The organism is Streptomyces sp. NPDC005899 (assembly GCF_040629645.1).
GTDB lineage: Bacteria > Actinomycetota > Actinomycetes > Streptomycetales > Streptomycetaceae > Streptomyces.
In genome coordinates, this window is sequence record NZ_JBEXWB010000110.1 from 1 (window position 1) to 16,994 (window position 16,994).

The window sequence follows — 16,994 nt, forward strand, 5'->3', positions numbered from 1 at the left end:
ACTGCGGCGGGTAGTTCTTCATGACCACGAGATGTCCGTTCTCAGATCCGCAGGATCCAGTGTCTCGTGTGTCCAACATCAGGGGTCAAGGCCCATCGTTGGGTAGATCCTGAACGGTCCTGGTCCGGAGAGCGTGTCAGTGCTTGCCGTTAGAAGCTGTTGTCTTTCCGTACTTGGTCGCTGACTTTCTGCTGGTCAAGCATGGTGTGGCGGGTTCTGTGGCAGACAGGACACGTCGTGTCGTCTTGGTCGTGGAGGTTCGGGGATGCCGTCGGTGGTCGGTTTGCTGGAGGAGCGGGAACGGGGTGCCCGGCAGCGGGTTGAGGTGTTGCGTGAGGAAGCGGACCGAGTCCTTGCCGAGCTGCGCGACGCGGAGCTGTTCTGGGAGCGGTTCGTGACTGCGCGGGAGGTTCTCGTCGAGGTTCTCGCTGGTCCGGGCGGTGGTGCTGATGTCGAGCAGATCCCGGACGACGTCAACTACGGCCTGTTACGAAAGCGAGCGCCGAGGCAGCGCTGGCTACGAAGCTGGGTGCGTTGGTTGCGCCCCTGCTGCCCGGAGGATCTCGGCGGTGTCGGGGTGAGGTCCGTTGTTCGCCCAGTCCAGCGGGGATCTGCCTGTGCCGAGGTCTTCGCGAAGGTTGGGATCGGCACCATGTGCCAACAACTGTCGGATCGTTTCGGTGTGCCCCCAGCAGGCAGCTGCGCACAACGGTGTGCCATCCGAGCCGAGGCCGCTGCTTTCGGTGTTGGGAGAAGCTCCGGCTTCCATGAGCAAACGAGCAATCTCGGCCTCGCCCTGCACTGAAGCTAGGTACAGCGGAGTAGTGCCGTCACTGTTCCGTCTTGCCGGGCTTGCTCCACCGCGCAGCAGAGCCTTCGTACGTTCGGCGTCACCTGCCAGCACTGCTTCGAAAAGGTGGTGGGAAAGCTTCTTCTGCTTGCGCTGCTTCATAGGCGGTGAAGCTATCGATCATGGGTGCGCCGGTGCTACTCATATCCACTCGTTGATCGCCGCGACCAGCACAGTGGCCCCATAACGGACTGCGAGCTTGCCGTAGCGCGTGGCGACAGCGCGATGTCCTTTGAGGCGGTTGATGCCGCACTCGACCGCATGGCGCTCGCGGTAGTCGACCGGGTCGAAATGCGGCGGACGGCCGCCGCGCGAACCGAGCTTCTGGCGGTTGCGCGCCTGGTCGGCCTTGTCGGGGATGGTGCAGCGGATCCCGCGGCAGCGCAGGTAGCCGCGGTTTCTGCGGGAGGCGTACGCCTTGTCGGCCCGCACGCGGTCGGGGCGTATGCGTGGCCGGCCCGGACCGACACGGGGCACGCGGATCTTTTCAAGCACGGGTTCGAACTGCAGCGAGTCCCCGCGCTGTCCTGCCGTCACCACGATCGACATGGGCTTCTGACCTTGTTCGACGGCCAGGTGCAGCTTGGTGGTGAATCCGCCGCGTGACCGTCCCAGCCCGTGATCATGGGGCTCGGTGAAGATGCCGCCCGGTGGTTCCTTCTGCGGGTCACCCTGCTTGCGGGCCCCAGCCGCATGCTGGTAGGCGCGACAGACCGTGGAGTCGACGCTCAGGTCCCAGACGATCGCGCCCTTCCCATCGGCCAGTGACTGTAGCCGGGTGAGGATCCGCTGCCAGGTGCCGTTCCGCTGCCACCGGCGAAACAGGTCGTAGACCCGGTTCCACGGCCCGTACTCGACGGGGATGTCCCGCCACGAAACTCCGGTCCGGACCCGGAACCGTATGCCGTCGATCAGCTGCCGCCGAGGCCGGACGGGAGGCCGCCCCGCCCTGGCACCCCTCGGCAACAGCGGCTCCAGCACCGCCCACTGCTCATCCGTTGCATCTCCCCGACCCATGAACCGTGATCGTTCACAACCCAAGATCCACTTTCGATACACGGCTAGGGCCTGCGCCTCAAGGGCGTCCAGCGTCACCGTGACCAGCGTGGCGCCGAGCTGGTTGACACGGTGCCGGGTCATCACTCAAGCAGTGGGTGAACAAAGGCCACGTTATGCGTGACCTCTCCGCTTTCCGAGACGTGAGCAGGACCGGGCTGCTCGGTGTCTCCTGATCTCTCTGGTGCGCGAAAAGGCCGGCTCGCTGGGACAGCGTCGTCGCTCCAGCGAGCCGGCGGCCATCAGTTTCGGGCTATGAGATGGTTTTGATGGTCTGCCAGCCGCTGGTGCCGACTGTTGTCGGCGGCTGAAGGAGGCCGGTCTTGCGACCCGAGAAGAACTCAAGACCCGCGCTGGTGTCGGCAGTGGTGGTCCAGAGGTCACCTATGCCGTCACCGTTGGAGTCGCCGGAGCCAGCGATCAAAGGGCGGGCGGATGTTGTCCACCCGGAGGCGTAGGCGGTTCGGCTGGTTCCTGTGCCAAGAGACGATGGATCGGTGCCCCCGTCGGGTATTCCGTCGCCGTCCGCGTCGCCGTTGCTCTTGCCGTGGTAGAGCCAGAGCTCGCCGGTGGTGGTGTTTCGGGCGATCAGGTCGGTGAGTCCGTCCCCGTCAACATCGCCTGCGGTGGCGAGTTGCATTGCGCCCCAGCCCGAGGATCCGATGGGGTAGCCGGCCTGGATGCTGCCGCTGGAGTAGCCGGGCAGGAACCAGAGCTGGTCGCCGATCACGGCCACGAAGTCGGGATTGTTGCTTTCTTCACTTGGGGTGATGTCCCCGATCGAGACTATTTGCTTGATCGTGGCGGGATCGAGGGTGAGGCCGGTCTCGGAGTCTTCGAAAAAGTAGACCTGTCGTTTGGTGTCCTCGGTGAACGCACCCTGTCCGTCGTTCGGGTAGAGCCAAAGGCTGCCGTCCGACTTGCGTGCGACGAGGTCCTCATAGAGGTCCTCGGTCCAGTCACCGCGGTGGGTGAGCAAGGAGCCCGCCCACGTACCGTTCGCGATGACAGGGTTTGTGACCGACAGGGCGCCGTTGCCGGTGCCGCCGTACAGGTGAAGATTACTGCTTGCGTTGACGGCGAAGAGGTCGGGCATGCCGTCGCCGTTCACGTCACCGGGTTTGTCGACGACGCCTGGGCTTTTTGCGTAGAACTTGTAGGGGTAGACGGGACCGAAGTTCTTGCCCACATCGACGGCCTGAACGTACAGGGTGTGAGGGCCCGGGGTGAGTGGGGTCAGTTTGGCCGATGCGTCACCGCCGATGGCTGCCGGTTTGGCGACGGTGCTGGGCGGGGTACGGTCCAGGCTCCAGCGGTATTCGGCGATGTCCTTCTCGCCTGCTGCGCCGAAGATGAATTCGCCTTCTGTGCGGGCCAGGGCGCCCTCGGTGTCCTCGGGGTAGAGGTCGTTGACCGACTTCACGGTCGGCATCTTGGACGGGGCTGTCGGGTCGAAGCCGAAGCGGCAGCCGTTGGCTCCTGTGGTGGGTGTCCAGTCGGATGCGAAGGCGGAGTCTCCGACGTCCTCGGCCTGGGCCTTCCATGAGAATTGTCCTGCGCTTGCTCCGATGTTGTCGGTGAGGAGCTTCTTGGGCACGGCGATGCTGGCCCGCACGCCTTTGGAGTCGCTGGCGAGGACGGTCTTGCGTACCGTTTGGTTGAAGATGATGCCTGGGCTGATGTCGTGCTTGCCCGTTGGCCAGAGGTGGAACTGAACGTTGACGTCGCCGCCGTCACGGTCCCATACCTGCGCGTTCAGTGTCACATCGGTGTTGCCCAGGGTGATGTAGGACGATCCGTTGCCGCACTCGGTGCTGCTGACCTTGGTGCTGGGGATGGTGTCCAGCGCCCAGGGGGCTTCCGGCCGGCGGTTGAACTCGACGATCAGTTTCGCGTCGGGCTTGAACTTCTTCCAGCTGTACTCGTCCTTGCCGTCCTCGGCAGTCTGAGGGGCGCGGAGGCCGAAGGTGATGTCGGGCGACTTGGCCGCCGCCGCTTTGACTGCGGCGTCCTTGGCGGTGAAGTCGACGGCCTTGTCCGGGCAGCCGTGGGCGTCGTTGCCGTGGGCGTAGTTGCGGCTGTCCTGGCGGGTGGACCAGGCGGGCTGCTTGGCCCAGGTGGTGGCCGAGCTGATGGGGCCGGTCACGTACAGCTCGACCGGTTTGGCAGTGCAGGACCAGGAGTGTGTCTCGGTGATCTGGAACTGCGCGTCGATGACCTTGACGCCGGCCAGGAACTTCGACTCGACCCGGAAGAACGACCGTGCGGTACCGCCGGTGGACGACTCGTAGCCGACGCGCGCCTCGCTGGTGGTGCCGCCGCTCCAGCCGGTGCCGTTCCAGTAGCTGTCGTTGGCGTGTGGCTTGTAAGCGATGGTCCACGCCAGCTTGTTGCCGGTCACCCGCGGATCGATGTAGACCGGATACGTCGTGTCGGGGGAGGTGAGCAGTTCCCGGTCCGGCGTGAGCGTCAGCTGGTCGTTCGAGAAGTCCACGCCCACGGTACTGCTGTTGGCGCCCGGTGTCAGATCGGTCGGGGTCTCGGCGGCCGCGGGCGCGGCGGTGCGGGAACGCACCGACGGGGCGGCGGGCTCCGTGCCGGAGGAATCCCACATGCGGGCCGTCGACGTCGCGAAGACGGTCTGGCCGGCCGGGTTCACGGCCGTGAGGTTGCCCGCGTCGGGGTCCTGCTTCAGAGTGAGCCCCTCGGTCCTGAGACCGAACTCGATGGTGGCGAGCTCCGGGTTCGCGGCGGCCTCGGCGGTCTTGACGACGAGGGTCTGGCTGAACCCGTCGACACTCGCGGCGACCGCGAGGTCAACACCCGGGAGGACCTCGCGGTAGGTCGCGCTCGCCCCGTCCAGGACCGGAACGGGCAGAGGCGCGGGCCACTGCAGCGACACCGACCGGCCCTGGTCGGTGAGCGCGACCAGCGGGTCGTCGCCGCCCGCGGAGAACGTCACATGTCCGGCCGCCGCCTTGGGGCTGACACGACCGGCGACCCGGGTGAGGGTGGTGTCGATCGCTTCCCAACGGCCTTCGCGCTTCACCCGGACCGGCATGCTGTGCTGAGTCCGCCGCAGGTTCCCGTTCGGCAGGGCGTGGGTCTCGCTCGTTTCCGAGCGCTCGGCCAGGATCTCGACCGGCTCCCCGGACAGACGTGCCGCCTCCAACGCGCCACGCTCCGAGGTGGGTGCCAGGCCGGCGGAACCGGTGGCGGCGGCAGCGGAATTCAAGCCCAGCGGCACCAGACCCAATGAACTCCCGGCGATCACGATCGCAAGTGCCCTGCGGGCGGCTCGGTTCGAGGGAACCCATCTTCGCGTAGATATTTTCGGCACGTTCGCCCGTTCCTACCTTCGTTCGGGACTCCCTGTGAAGATCCCTTGGCTTGGCTGTGAACTTTAACCCGTGTTTACTCACCCTCGTCAACGCGTTCCTCTTACTTCGCAAGTAGGTCCAAACGGTGCACCACGTGCTCAACTATCTGCGTCATGTCGGCCATTGGCGCAGATCCATACCCCTCGCCCTGCTGCTGGTCATGTTCATCGGCTTCATACCGGAAGACCCCGCTGCCGCAGGAACCGGCAAGCTGCGACTCGAGGACTTGAAGCGCGACCCGTCCATCCCGGGCCGTTCCCTTCATCCCAAACGCAAATCTGTACGGAATGACGCCACTACGAAGTGGGCGCCGCCCAGGGACCGCGACCTGGCCGGCACCTATTCCGTTCAGGTGTCGAGGGGCGGCAAGGCGCCCTCACCCAAGCTGAGTTCAGGTAGCAGTCACCTACTCGGAAGTTCGGGCGAGGCACTCGACCGCAGCCCGGTGCGGCTGATCCAGCCGACGGTCAAGGAAGCAAAGGCCGCCCGGACTGCGGGAACCGCGCGACCCGCACCGGTCGGAGGCGCGGCCCAGGTCAAGATCCAGAATCAGAAGACAGCCCGTAAGGCGGGCGTCACAGGCATGCTGCTCACAGCAGCACCAGCCGCCACGAGCGAGGCCAAGGCTCTGACCGGCGCGGTCGAGTTCGAGATCGACTACACGGCGGTGAAGGACACCTACGGTGCCGACTTCGGCTCAAGGCTGCGCCTTGTCCAGCTTCCCGCCTGCGCGCTGACCACACCTGACAAGGCGCAATGTCGTACGCGCACCGAACTGGGCGGGGACAACGACCCGGCCACGGGCACGGTCAGCGCCACCGTCGAGCTGACGGCCACAGACGCTCGCAGCGCTGGTAGCCCCATGGTCCTGGCCGCGGTGGCGGCCGCTTCGGGCCCGGGAGGTAGCCACGAGGCGACATCGCTGTCTCCGTCCGGCGACTGGTCAGGAGGTAGCTCAGCCGGCGGATTCTCGTGGTCCTACGGAATCGAGTCACCGGAGGTGCCTGGTGGCCCCGAGCCGGAGGTGGAGCTCTCCTACTCCTCGCAGTCGGTCGACGGGCGTACTGCTTCCACGAACGGGCAGTCGTCGTGGATCGCGGAAGGCTGGGAGTACGAACCCGGTTTCGTCGAGCGCCGTTACCAGCCCTGCTCCGACGACAAGGCCGCGATCGACGGCAAAGCACCGAACAACTCGGGCGAGACCGCAGATCTGTGCTGGGGCTCCGACCACGTCGTCATGTCGCTGGACGGCAAGACCACCGAGCTGGTCAAGAACGAGCCGACTCCGGAGCGCCCGAAGGAGGAGTGGCGCCTCGCCGACGACGACGGCACCCGGGTCGAGCGGCGCACCGGCGCTGACAACGGTGCCAAGGACGGCGAGTACTGGCTGATCACGAGCACCGACGGTGTGCAGTACAGCTTCGGCCTGAACAAGCTCCCCGGAGCTACCACCCAGCGCACCAACTCGGCACTCACGGTGCCGGTCTTCGGTAACCACCCCGGCGAGCCCTGCCATGCCACGGCGTTCGCCGACTCCGACTGCGCACAGGCATACCGCTGGAATTTGGACTACGTCGTCGACCCGCTTGGCGACGCCATGACTCTCTGGTGGAACAAGCACACCAACTTCTACGGCCAGCACATGAAGGCCGACCAGCAGATCTCCTACGTGCGCTCCGCAGATCTCGGGCGGATCGACTACGGACTGCGCAGCGACGCCCTCTTCGGTGTCCTTCCGGCTGGACGTACCACCTTCACCACCGCCGAGCGTTGCATACCGAACTCCACCTTCGACTGCGCCGAGGCCAAGCGGACCACCGCGAACGCGAAGTACTGGCCCGACACGCCCCTCGACCAGGAGTGTGTGTCCGGTGCGAAGTGCACCGACAAGTACTCCCCCACATTCTGGTCGACCAAGCGTCTGACGAAGATCAGCACCCAGGTGCTGGACGGCAGCGCCCTGGCCGACGCCGACTCCTGGACCTTGGAACAGTCCTACCCGGCCACCGGCGATGGCAGCTCTCCCGCCTTGTGGCTGGAGTCCATCACGCGCACCGGGTACGGCGCCGGCGGCACCGCGTCCATGCCGAAGGTGAGCTTCGCTGGCACCCAGATGGACAACCGCGTCGACGGCGTCGAGGGCCTTCCCCCCTTCTCCCGGATGCGCATCCACGCCATCGACACCGAGACGGGCGGACGCATCGGCGTCACGTACTCACCACGGGAATGCTCGGCACTCGCCCCGCGCAAGATGCCCGCCTCACCCGAGACCAACACCCTGCGCTGCTACCCGCAATACTGGATGCCCAAGGGCGCGACCAAGCCCATCCAGGACTGGTTCCACCTCTACACGGCCACCCAGGTACGCGAGGACGACCTGGTCACCGACAGCCCGGACACGGTCACGTCCTACGAGTTCATCGGCTCACCGGCATGGGCCTACGACGACCGTGAATTCACCGAAAGCAAGCAGCGCACCTGGTCGCAGTACCGCGGCTACGAACGAGTACGCACCCGCACCGGGACCGCCACCGACGTCGGAGAGCTGACAGAGAAGCGCTACTTCCGCGGCATGCACGGAGACAAACTCCCCACCGGGACCCGCACCGCGTCCGTGGAGGACAGCTCCGGCGGAACTGCCCTGGACCTCCCTCAGCACCGGGGGCAGCTGCGCGAGCAGATCACCTATGAATCCGACGGCGGCCCGATAGACACGGCCACCCTCACCACCGCCTGGGCAGTCAAGACCGCCGAGCGCAAGCGAGCCGGCACGACCCCGCTGCAGGCGTGGATGGGCAACCCCGAGACAGTCACAACCCGCGAGCGAGTCAAGGGCGACACCTGGCGGACGTCCAAGGAGGTCACCTCCTACGACACCTACGGTCTGCCGACCCAGGTCGACGAGACCACACGGGGCGGGAAACGCTACTGCAGCAAGATCAGCTACGCCCGCAACACAACGGCACACATGCTGGAGTCGGTGTCCAGAGACCTCACGAGGCTGGGCTCGTGTGACTCCTCGAGCGGCGAAGTCGTCGAAGACACCCGCACGCTGTACGACGGCAAGGCTTTCGGAGCCGCACCCACCAAGGGGCTCGCAACGGAGGTCCAGGAGCTGGACGCCGACGGCACCGGCTATGTGACCATCGACAAGACCGAGTACGACATCCACGGCCGCGAAACCGCGTCGTGGGACGCGGAGAACCGCAAGACCAGCGTCACGATCACCCCGACCACCCGTGTGCCGGCAAGCAAGTCCGTCACCACCGATCCGCTCCTGCATACCGAGACAACCGAGTACGACAACGTACGCGGACTGCCGGTAAAGACGACCGATGCCAACGACAAGTCCTCCACGATGCAGTACGACCCGCTCGGCCGTCTGCTGAAGGTCTGGAATATCGGCCGCGACCCGGCCACCCAGACCCCGAACGCAAGCTTCGACTACACCGTCCGCCGCGACGGCCCCACCGTTATCACCAACCGCGCCCTGAAGGACAACGGCGAGTACGCCGTCTCCTACGAGATCATGGACGGTCTGCTGCGCGAGCGGCAGACGCAGGACGAAGCCGTCGCGGGAGCAGGACGCATCGTCAACGACACGTTCTACGACTCCGCCGGACGCCCGTGGAAGGAGAACGAGGGCTACTTCAACGACCAGGAACCCGCCGCCGCTCTCCTGACCGTGGGCGACCAGGAGGTCCCCTCCCAGACCCGCACGTTCTACGACGGCCTGGGCCAGCCCACGCACACCGTCACCTACGCCCGCGGTGTCGAGCAGACCCGGACCAGCACCGAACACGACGGGGACGCCACCACCACCGTGCCGCCGAAGGGCGGCACTGTCATCACCGAGTTCACGGACGCCGAGGGCCGCCTCGCCCGGACGCGTGAGTACAGCAAGCAGGACCGCAGCGAGTGGCGTGACGTCTCCTACGAGTACGACGCCCTCGACCAAATCACCACGATCACCGGACCCACCGGTTCCACGACGTTCGAGTACGACAGCCGCGGCCGCCAGACCGCGTTCACGGACCCGGATGCAGGGCGCACCGAGATCGCGTACGACAACACCGACAACGTCATCTCGATGAAGGACGCGCGCGGCAACGTCCTCGTCCCCACCTATGACGACGGCGGTCGTCAGACCTCGCTGCGCGAAGGGACCCCCGACGGCCCCAAGCGCCTGGAGTGGACCTACGACACCCTCTACAAGGGACTACCCACCGCGGCGATCCGCTACGACAACGGACACGCCTACCGTGATGAGATCACGGCCTACGACAGCGCCTACCGGCCGACGACCATGACGACCACGATCCCGGCCGAGGAGACCGGTTTCGGCGGCACCTACACCTACAAGAACAAGTACACCGCCACGGGCAAGCTGGAATGGTCCGACGTCCCGGCCGTAGGAGGCCTGGCCGCCGAACACATCACGTTCTGGTACAACTCCGACGGCCTGCCGATCTCCATCCGCGGCGCCGCCTCCTACCTGAACGACGTCCAGTACTCCGCATTCGGTGAAATCCTGCGCACCGACAGCGGCGTCGCCACGAAGAAGGTGTACGGCACCTACTTCTACGACGAGTTCACCCGCCGCATGACCCAGTCCATCTTCGACCGCTCCGTGACGCCGGGACGTATCACGGACACCCGGTACTCCTACGACGAGGCCGGCAACGTCACCAAGGTCAGCGACACCCCCGGCGAGGCCGCGGCGGACGCGGGCAAGACGGACACCCAGTGCTTCGTCTACGACCAGCTCCGCCAGATGACCTCGGCCTGGACCGCGAAGACCGACGACTGCGCCACCGGTCCCTCGAAAGACACGGTCGGCGGCCCCGACCCCTACTGGCAGTCCTACGCATTCGACACCGCCGGAAACCGCACCCAGCTCACCGACCGCGACACCACCGGCGACACCAGCAAGAACGTCACCCGCACCTACACCTACGGAAAGACAGGCATCGGCGGCCCCAACGCACTCGCTGAGGTCAAGTCCACCGGCCCCCAGGGCACCGATCTCAGCACCTTCGGCTACGACAAGTCCGGCAACACCACCACCCGCCAGGTCAACGGGACCACCCAATCACTGGAATGGGACGTCGAAGGACAACTTCGCAAGGTCACCGAACCGATCGAGGGCGGCGGCTCCAAGTCCACCGGATACCTCTACGACGCGTCCGGTGAGCGGCTGGTCCGCACGGACTCCGACGGTTCCAAGACCCTCTACCTCGGTGAGGTAGAGGTCACCCTGAAGACCGACGGACTGACCAGGACCGCAGAACGCTTCTACGCCCACCCTGACGGAGCCACCACCGTGCGCTCCACCGGAGGCGGACGCCAGTTGCTGCTCTCCGACCACCACGGCACCTCCACCACCAGTGTCGACATGGCGAGCACGGACATGCGGGTCACCCGCCGCAAGTCCATGCCGTTCGGCGAGGACCGAGGCGCCCAGCCCTCCACCTGGCCGGGCATGCGCGGATTCGTCGGCGGCACCGTGGACCCCGACACCGGTCTCACCCGGCTCGGCGCCCGTGACTACGACCCCGTCACCGGCCGCTTCATCTCTGTCGACCCGCTGGCCGACTACGGCCGGACCAGCACGATGAACCCGTACTCCTACAGCAACAACGCACCCGCCACCTTCTCCGACCCCGACGGCCTGTCCTACAACAAGGGCAAGGGCGGTGGCTACGGGCCTCGCGGCCATGACAGAGGCGAAGGCGCCAACGCTCTGGGCACCTGGCTCCAGCAATGGCTGATGCAGCAGTGGCGAGAACGACAGGAACGGGAACGCCAGCGGCGCATCGCCGAAGCACGGAGGAAGGCCGCGGAAGCGAAGCGGAAGGCGGAGGAAAGGGCCCGACGCCTCGCGGCGCTCCGCCGTGCGGCGGCAGAGGCCGCCGCGGCACGCAAGATGGCCCGGGAGATGGCAGCGGCCCAGGCTCGGGCTGCCAAGCGAGCCGCCGCGCAGGCAGCGGCGAACAAGCGTGCAGCGCTCAGGCAGGCCGCCGCACGCAAGCGCGCCGAAGCACAGCGCGCGGAGGCCCGACGCCAGCAGGCACGACGAGCCGCGGCCCGGAAGGCCGCAGCCCGCACCCGGCCCTCCGCCAAACCCAGCGCGGCGGCCAGACCGAAGCCGAGACCGTCCCAGGTCACCAAGCCGGCGCAGCAGAGGAAGCCCAACGCCACAGGATGCAGAACCGGCAACAGCTTCCTCCCGGCGACCAAGGTCCTGATGAGTGACGGGTCCAAAAAGCCCATTAGCCAAGTCAAGGTGGGGGACAAGCTCCTCGCCACCGACCCCAAAACCGGAAAGACGTCCGTCGAAACCGCCTCTGCCACCATCGTCGGCGCAGGCACGAAGAAGCTCGCCAAGATCACCCTCAGCCAGCAACAGGACGGGCGACTCAAAAAAGTATCGGTGACCGCCACGGACGGCCATCCCTTCTGGGTCCCGTCCTTGGGCATCTGGATCACCGCGACGAATCTTTTCGCGGGCCTGCATCTGCAATCGATGTCAGGTGCCGCAGTACAGGTCGAGAGCGTCAGCCGATGGAACGAGACGGCGACGGTCCACAACCTGACCATCACGGACACCCACACGTACTATGTGCAGGTGGGTGACGAGAGTATTCTCGTCCACAATTCAGGCACGCAGCAGTGCCAGGTAGAGGTGACGATAGACAAGGCCACGCACCCCGAGAGTGCCCAGCACATCGAAGATGCACAACAAGCCGGCCACCCCGCTGTCCTCACCATCAACCGTGCTGGGTCAAAGAAGAACAGGCAAGACTCGCTACGGGGGATCCCGAAGGTTCCGAACAAGCAACTGGACGAGTACCCTCCGGCGATGTTCAAGGAGGGCGGCGCCGGAGCAAGCGTTCGCGCTATCAGCGGCGGCGACAACGGTGGAGCGGGCGCCCGCATCGGAAACTCCCTACGCCGGTACCCGAACGGTACGAGAGTAAGAATCAAAGTCGTCGACTCCAGGACACCGTAATGACACTCGAGAAGCTCATCAACATCTCGTCACCTGCGCTCGCGCCCGTCTCCGAAAGCTACGCACAAGTACCACCTTCTCTTCGTCCTCTGATAGTCCGAAAGAATGGATTCTATGCATTTGAATCCGCTCTTTTTGTGAGGCCGTGGGGCGGGGGAGTCGGTTCCGCAGAAATGTGGAACGACTCAGAAGGGTGGCGTGTACCTTACGGAGATGCGTTGAACGGCCTGACGTTCTTCGCTGAAGATGTTTTCGGTTTCCAGTTCGCTGTCGACGACAAGGGTTTCCATTCCTTCGACCCCGAGACGGGGGAGTTGGAAGCCATGGCGGAGACTCTGGACGAATGGGTCGAGAGCATCTTGTCCGAGTACGAGGAGCTGACCGGCTACGGTTTGGCGCACGCCTGGCAGAGCCGCAACGGTCGCCTGAGGAACGGGTACCGGCTGGCGCCAGCGGTTCCGTTCATGCTCGGCGGCATGTATGAGGTCGACGCCTTGCGGGAAAAACCGGACCAGGAACTTGCCGCATTTCGGGCGCACATCTACACACAGGTGAGGGATACCCCTGACGGGGAGCAGGTGCACATCAACTTGATGTAATCGGCGCCTGAAGGTAGTTTGTCCTGTATGCAAAGCAGGATGTTCGCGGACTACTTTCAGATCCATGTTCTCGATGAGAACTCGGAAGCCGATGTGGCGGAGGGGTGGTCGGAGCAATCGCTGGCCGACCGCCTCGTCGTCTTTCGGGACCTCATCGGAATCAGAACCGAAGTAAATGTCGATGTCGAAGTAGACGTCGGCTGGGTGACGGAACCGCCGGCGGTAGAGCACGAACTGTACGACCATGTCGCGGAAGCGAGCATAGAGATCGCCTCCGGGATCGCGGTCGTCATGGGCTGTTCCGACTATCTTGACGATGCACCGCGGATCCATGTCGAGCCCGGTTGGGTGCGGCTTCGGGTACAGAAATCGAATCTGGCAGCAGCAGCCGCCGCCGGGATCTACTCCGACGAATCACCGGACACTGTTGAGCGCGTCAAGATAGAGATGTGGCCCCAAGCGCCCTCCGCTCCGTCCGTACTCAAGCGGTGGCACTGACAGGAAGGCGTGGGCGCCACGCCGGCCGGCGCGGTAGTTCCTGAAGGTGTGGCAAGCGCCCTCGAAGCCGAGGCCACAGTCGACGGTGTCTTACCCGATCCGGTTCCCCGCGGAGAAGACAACGCCGACCCTGCCAGCCGCCGCCGCTGGGGGCGCCCAGGCCGGGCAGTGACGGTCGGCCGCCTACACGCTCGCGCCGCTCCTGCTGGCCGCCAGCCCCGACCCGGAGCCGGTCCGCCTGGTCGCCGCGGTGTGAGCCGCCGGCCCGCCGCAGGAGACCACGGTCCAGTCAGGAACGCGCTGCGCGCACGGTCGAAGCGGTAGCACCCGGTCCGCAGCACCGCGAGCCATAGCACCCCGGCGGCCCCGGCCCCCAGAGGTGCCGCCCCCGCACCGACTGGGCGGTTTCTAGGAGTCGTCGCAACACGTGGTTGTGTTGATCAGGCCGCGAGCAGTTTAGGCAGGCGCTCGGCTGGGGTTTCCCAGCCGAGCGTTTTGCGTGGGCGGCCGTTGAGTTCGGCGGCGACGGCGGTCAGGTGCCCACGGCCGTGGGCGGACAGGTCGGTGCCCTTGGGGAAGTACTGCCGAAGCAGGCCGTTGGTGTTCTCGTTCGAGCCGCGCTGCCAGGGGCTGGCCGGGTCGCAGAAGTAGACGGGGACGTCAGTGGTGAGGGTGAAGGAGCCGTGGGCGGCCATTTCGGAGCCTTGGTCCCAGGTCAGGGACCGCATCAGGTGGGAGGGGAGCATCTGGACGGTCTCGACCAGGGCGTCGCGGATGTGTTCGGCTGTACGGCCTTCGGGTAGGTGTTCCAGCATCACGTAGCGGGTGGCGCGCTCCACGAGGGTGCCGATGGCGGAGTTGCCGTCCTTGCCGATGATCAGATCGCGCTCTCAGTGGCCAGGCAGGGCCCGGTCTTCGGCCTCGGCCGGACGCTCGCTGATCATCACCATCGGGGTGGCGAACCGCGGCTGACGGCAGGCGGTCTGGCGGTGGGGCTTGCGGCGCGTGCGGCCGGTGCGTAGGGCCTTGGCGAGCTCGCGGCGCAACTCGCCCCGGCCCTGGACGTAGAGGGCCTGGTAGATCGTCTCGTGAGCCACGTGCATCTCCGGCCGGTCGGGAAACTGGGACCGCAGAGCCTGGCAGATCTGCTCGGAGCTCCACCGTAGGTCCAGGTGAAGCTGGACGAAGTCCCCCAGGACTTCGCCGTGCACCACATGGCCGTCGCGGTGGAGCACGCGTCCAAGGCGTACCTGGCGTCCATCGCTCCCGTCCTCCTCGCGTCGGAGAAGCAGCCGAGCGTGGACGACCTCCTTGTCCTGAGCGGGAACGAAGACAGGACGAAGAAGGGCCGCGCCGGGCTCAAGACCATCGGCGGTGAGGGAGCCATCCTCAGGGCCGCGCAGCTCCTCGGCCCCGAGCACAAGGCTCCGGCCAAGCTCAAGGAACTACGGGAGTCCCGCAACGGCATCACCCACATGGGGTGGGGCCAGCCCGTCACCGAATGCCGCGCACTCCTGGCCGCAGGCATCGAGCACATCAACGCGCTCCTGAAGGCCCTGTCGACAGAGCCCGACGGCTTCTGGGGCACCCACCTCGAAGCCTGCACCGCGCTGGTGGCTCAGGCCGCCAACGAGCTGGAGATCCGGTATCACGCGAAACTCAGGCAGGCCCGCGAGCGCTTCGCTGAGACCACCCGACGCCTGTCCGAGGCCGAGATCACCGAACTCGTCAGCAGCCTCTCCGCGCTGCCGACCGCCGCTCCGTGGCCGATCGCTGTACCTGCAGAATGCCCCGCGTGCGGACACACCGGCTTCGCAAGCGGCCGGGACAAGTCAGGGGAATACGGGGAGGTCTGGTTCCTCCCCCGGCACTTCGAGTGCCGCCTGTGCGGTCTCACACTCACGCTGTGGGAACTTGACCTCGCAGGAATCAAGGGCCAGATACTCAACGACGACGAAGAGCCCGACCCGGATTGGGAACCCGATTTCGAGACGTACTGAGGGCTCAGGCAGACGCTCCTCTGCCGTCCGTACCCCGCCGCCCAGCGAACCCCTCCAGGTCGCGGCGCTACTCTTCCTCGCGGCGATCTACTGCGCGAGGACGTCGCGGTCGATGTACGGGGCGACTGCCGCGAGGACCAGGCGCCGGAGTTCGTCCGGCTCCAGCGCCTCCACTTCCCATTACCGGGCGCTCGATGTCGAAGCCGTAGCGTCGGGCGAAGGCCGGCCACCGCGGGTCGCCGCGCTTGCCCTGCTCGTACGTGAGCAGCACCCGGGTCACCGAGCTCCAGCAGCCCGTGCGCTCCACCCAGTCGCGCTCGATGTCCTCGCCGGAGCAGTCGAAATTGCCGACCACGGCAAGGTGGGCTGCGCGTTGCTCGTGGGCGACGCGGTCGCGGACGACGTCGGCGTAGGACTGCGAGCTGAAGCAGCGGAACACGAGCACGGGGATGCCTGCGAACTCGAGCCAGCCGGTCAGCTGCTGCCGCAGGGTGTCCTTCTCCGCAGCGACGTACAGGGTGTGCTCCTGGCCCGCCGTGCGGTCCAGGCGGAACCAGTCGGGCAGCACGAAGGCGTCCGCGTCCGGCCAGGCCGGTGGGACGTGGACTTCGCGGACGATGTCGATCAGGTCGGGGAAGGTTGACGTGGGCGAGCGCCTGGGCCCTGTTCTTCGGCGGCTGGTCGGCGCGGCGGCGGACCTCGGCGGGAACGGCGTGAGTCCCTGGCGCTGGTGAGCATGCAGTCACCAGCGGGTACCGCGGGTCAGCGTTGAGGCCACCAACGGTGGCGCGGACGGATGGGAAAGCTGACCGTCGCACTGTGGCGGTGGGGGGCGATGACGTGGACCGGTGAGTGGTCGCCGACCGTGATGTTGATCGTCTGCACCGCTTGGTGCACCTGGCCTCCTGGTCGTGGTGTGGGTGCGGGCGGGTGCGCCGGAGGCAGTGGCGGCCTCGCGCAGCAGCACCGCCGTGGCAGTCGACGCTGGCGGGGTCGCGCGCTTCTCACTTGGTGATGACGGGGTCGAGCCAGGCGCCCTGGCCGCTGTCGCACCCGTCGAGGGTCAGGGTGACGCGGAACGCTCCATCGAGTTTCACCGTGATCTGCTGGGCGCTCTCTCCGACGCTCATGGTCCGCTCGAAGAGGGTGCGTCCGTCCACGTCGACGGTGAACGCGGCGCGCGCGGAGTTCGGGCTGTCGTCGGAGACACCGATGCGGGTGACCAGCTTCTTGTAGGTGCGGTCCAGTTGCCAGGTCGCGGTGGACTCGCAGGCCCCGCCGTTGCGGAGGTCGATGAGGTGCAGGGCGACGGGGTATTCGCGCAGGTTCACCCGCTGGGGCCCCGAGAGGTAGCCGTCATTGTCGAAGGCCGGCAGGTCCGTGACGAGCGACAGACGTGCGGGATCCGGGGCCGGAAGCGAAGAAGCACCCGAGGACGGGGTACTCGCGGGCGCGCTGGGCGGCGGCGCCGCAGCGGTGGGCGCGGACGTGGCGGAGACGGGGGCGGGGGCGGTGGGGGCCGGGGAGCCGGCCCCGTGGGTGGTCTCGCCGGTGCCGGACGTCACCCAGATCCCGGCCGCCGCGCCACCGCCCGCCAGC

General features: G+C 66.5%; 9 protein-coding genes and 1 pseudogene. 4 read left to right on the plus strand and 6 right to left on the minus strand.

The window, feature by feature from the left end:
* Positions 1 to 517: 517 nt before the first annotated feature.
* The 3 genes from ABZ371_RS15150 to ABZ371_RS15160 all read right to left on the minus strand — a co-directional run bounded on the left by ABZ371_RS15150 (position 518) and on the right by ABZ371_RS15160 (position 5,141).
* The gene (locus ABZ371_RS15150) at positions 518 to 952 is read right to left on the minus strand and encodes an ankyrin repeat domain-containing protein (RefSeq protein ID WP_358678762.1); all 435 of its coding nucleotides are present in this window, start codon (positions 950 to 952) and stop codon (positions 518 to 520) included.
* A 39-nt stretch (positions 953 to 991) separates the two neighbouring features.
* Positions 992 to 1,867 carry an IS5 family transposase gene (locus ABZ371_RS15155; protein ID WP_358678783.1) on the minus strand — a complete coding sequence of 292 codons (876 nt, stop codon included), beginning with the start codon at positions 1,865 to 1,867 and terminating at the stop codon, positions 992 to 994.
* A 292-nt stretch (positions 1,868 to 2,159) separates the two neighbouring features.
* Positions 2,160 to 5,141: a VCBS repeat-containing protein gene (locus ABZ371_RS15160; protein ID WP_358678765.1), complete on the minus strand. Its 2,982-nt coding sequence runs from the start codon at positions 5,139 to 5,141 to the stop codon at positions 2,160 to 2,162.
* A 239-nt stretch (positions 5,142 to 5,380) separates the two neighbouring features.
* Between ABZ371_RS15160 and ABZ371_RS15165 the strand changes: the two genes are divergently transcribed.
* The 3 genes from ABZ371_RS15165 (at position 5,381) to ABZ371_RS15175 (ending at position 13,395) form a co-directional block, all read left to right on the plus strand.
* Positions 5,381 to 12,298, plus strand: a complete 6,918-nt coding sequence (locus ABZ371_RS15165; protein ID WP_358678768.1) for a polymorphic toxin-type HINT domain-containing protein — start codon at positions 5,381 to 5,383, stop codon at positions 12,296 to 12,298.
* Between the two features lie 218 nt (positions 12,299 to 12,516).
* Complete coding sequence (locus ABZ371_RS15170) at positions 12,517 to 12,897, plus strand: hypothetical protein (protein WP_358678771.1); 381 nt, start codon at positions 12,517 to 12,519, stop codon at positions 12,895 to 12,897.
* A 39-nt stretch (positions 12,898 to 12,936) separates the two neighbouring features.
* Positions 12,937 to 13,395 (plus strand): hypothetical protein, encoded by a 459-nt coding sequence (locus tag ABZ371_RS15175; protein ID WP_358678773.1) that lies wholly within the window; start codon positions 12,937 to 12,939, stop codon positions 13,393 to 13,395.
* Positions 13,396 to 13,835: 440 nt separating this feature from the next.
* Here ABZ371_RS15175 and ABZ371_RS15180 read toward each other — a convergent pair.
* Positions 13,836 to 14,582 (minus strand): annotated as a pseudogene (locus ABZ371_RS15180) (IS30 family transposase); the annotation flags it as partial.
* On the opposite strand from ABZ371_RS15180, the gene ABZ371_RS15185 reads away from it, so the two are divergent.
* Positions 14,568 to 15,395 (plus strand): hypothetical protein, encoded by an 828-nt coding sequence (locus ABZ371_RS15185; protein ID WP_358678775.1) that lies wholly within the window; start codon positions 14,568 to 14,570, stop codon positions 15,393 to 15,395. The pseudogene ABZ371_RS15180 and the gene ABZ371_RS15185 sit on opposite strands and share 15 nt — an antisense overlap.
* Positions 15,396 to 15,462: 67 nt before the next feature.
* On the opposite strand, the gene ABZ371_RS15190 is transcribed toward ABZ371_RS15185, so the two are convergent.
* Both ABZ371_RS15190 and ABZ371_RS15195 read right to left on the minus strand, forming a co-directional pair.
* Positions 15,463 to 15,963, minus strand: a complete 501-nt coding sequence (locus ABZ371_RS15190; protein ID WP_358678777.1) for a hypothetical protein — start codon at positions 15,961 to 15,963, stop codon at positions 15,463 to 15,465.
* A gap of 436 nt (positions 15,964 to 16,399) precedes the next feature.
* A partial coding sequence (locus ABZ371_RS15195) for an NPCBM/NEW2 domain-containing protein (protein ID WP_358678780.1) occupies positions 16,400 to 16,994 on the minus strand: 595 nt, incomplete at its 5' end.

Coding starts and splice junctions, on each gene's coding strand:
- ABZ371_RS15155 (WP_358678783.1), bottom strand. CDS start 1,867: ATGGGTCGGGGAGATGCAACGGATGAGCAGTGGGCGGTGCTGGAGCCG.
- ABZ371_RS15150 (WP_358678762.1), bottom strand. CDS start 952: ATGAAGCAGCGCAAGCAGAAGAAGCTTTCCCACCACCTTTTCGAAGCA.
- ABZ371_RS15175 (WP_358678773.1), top strand. CDS start 12,937: ATGTTCGCGGACTACTTTCAGATCCATGTTCTCGATGAGAACTCGGAA.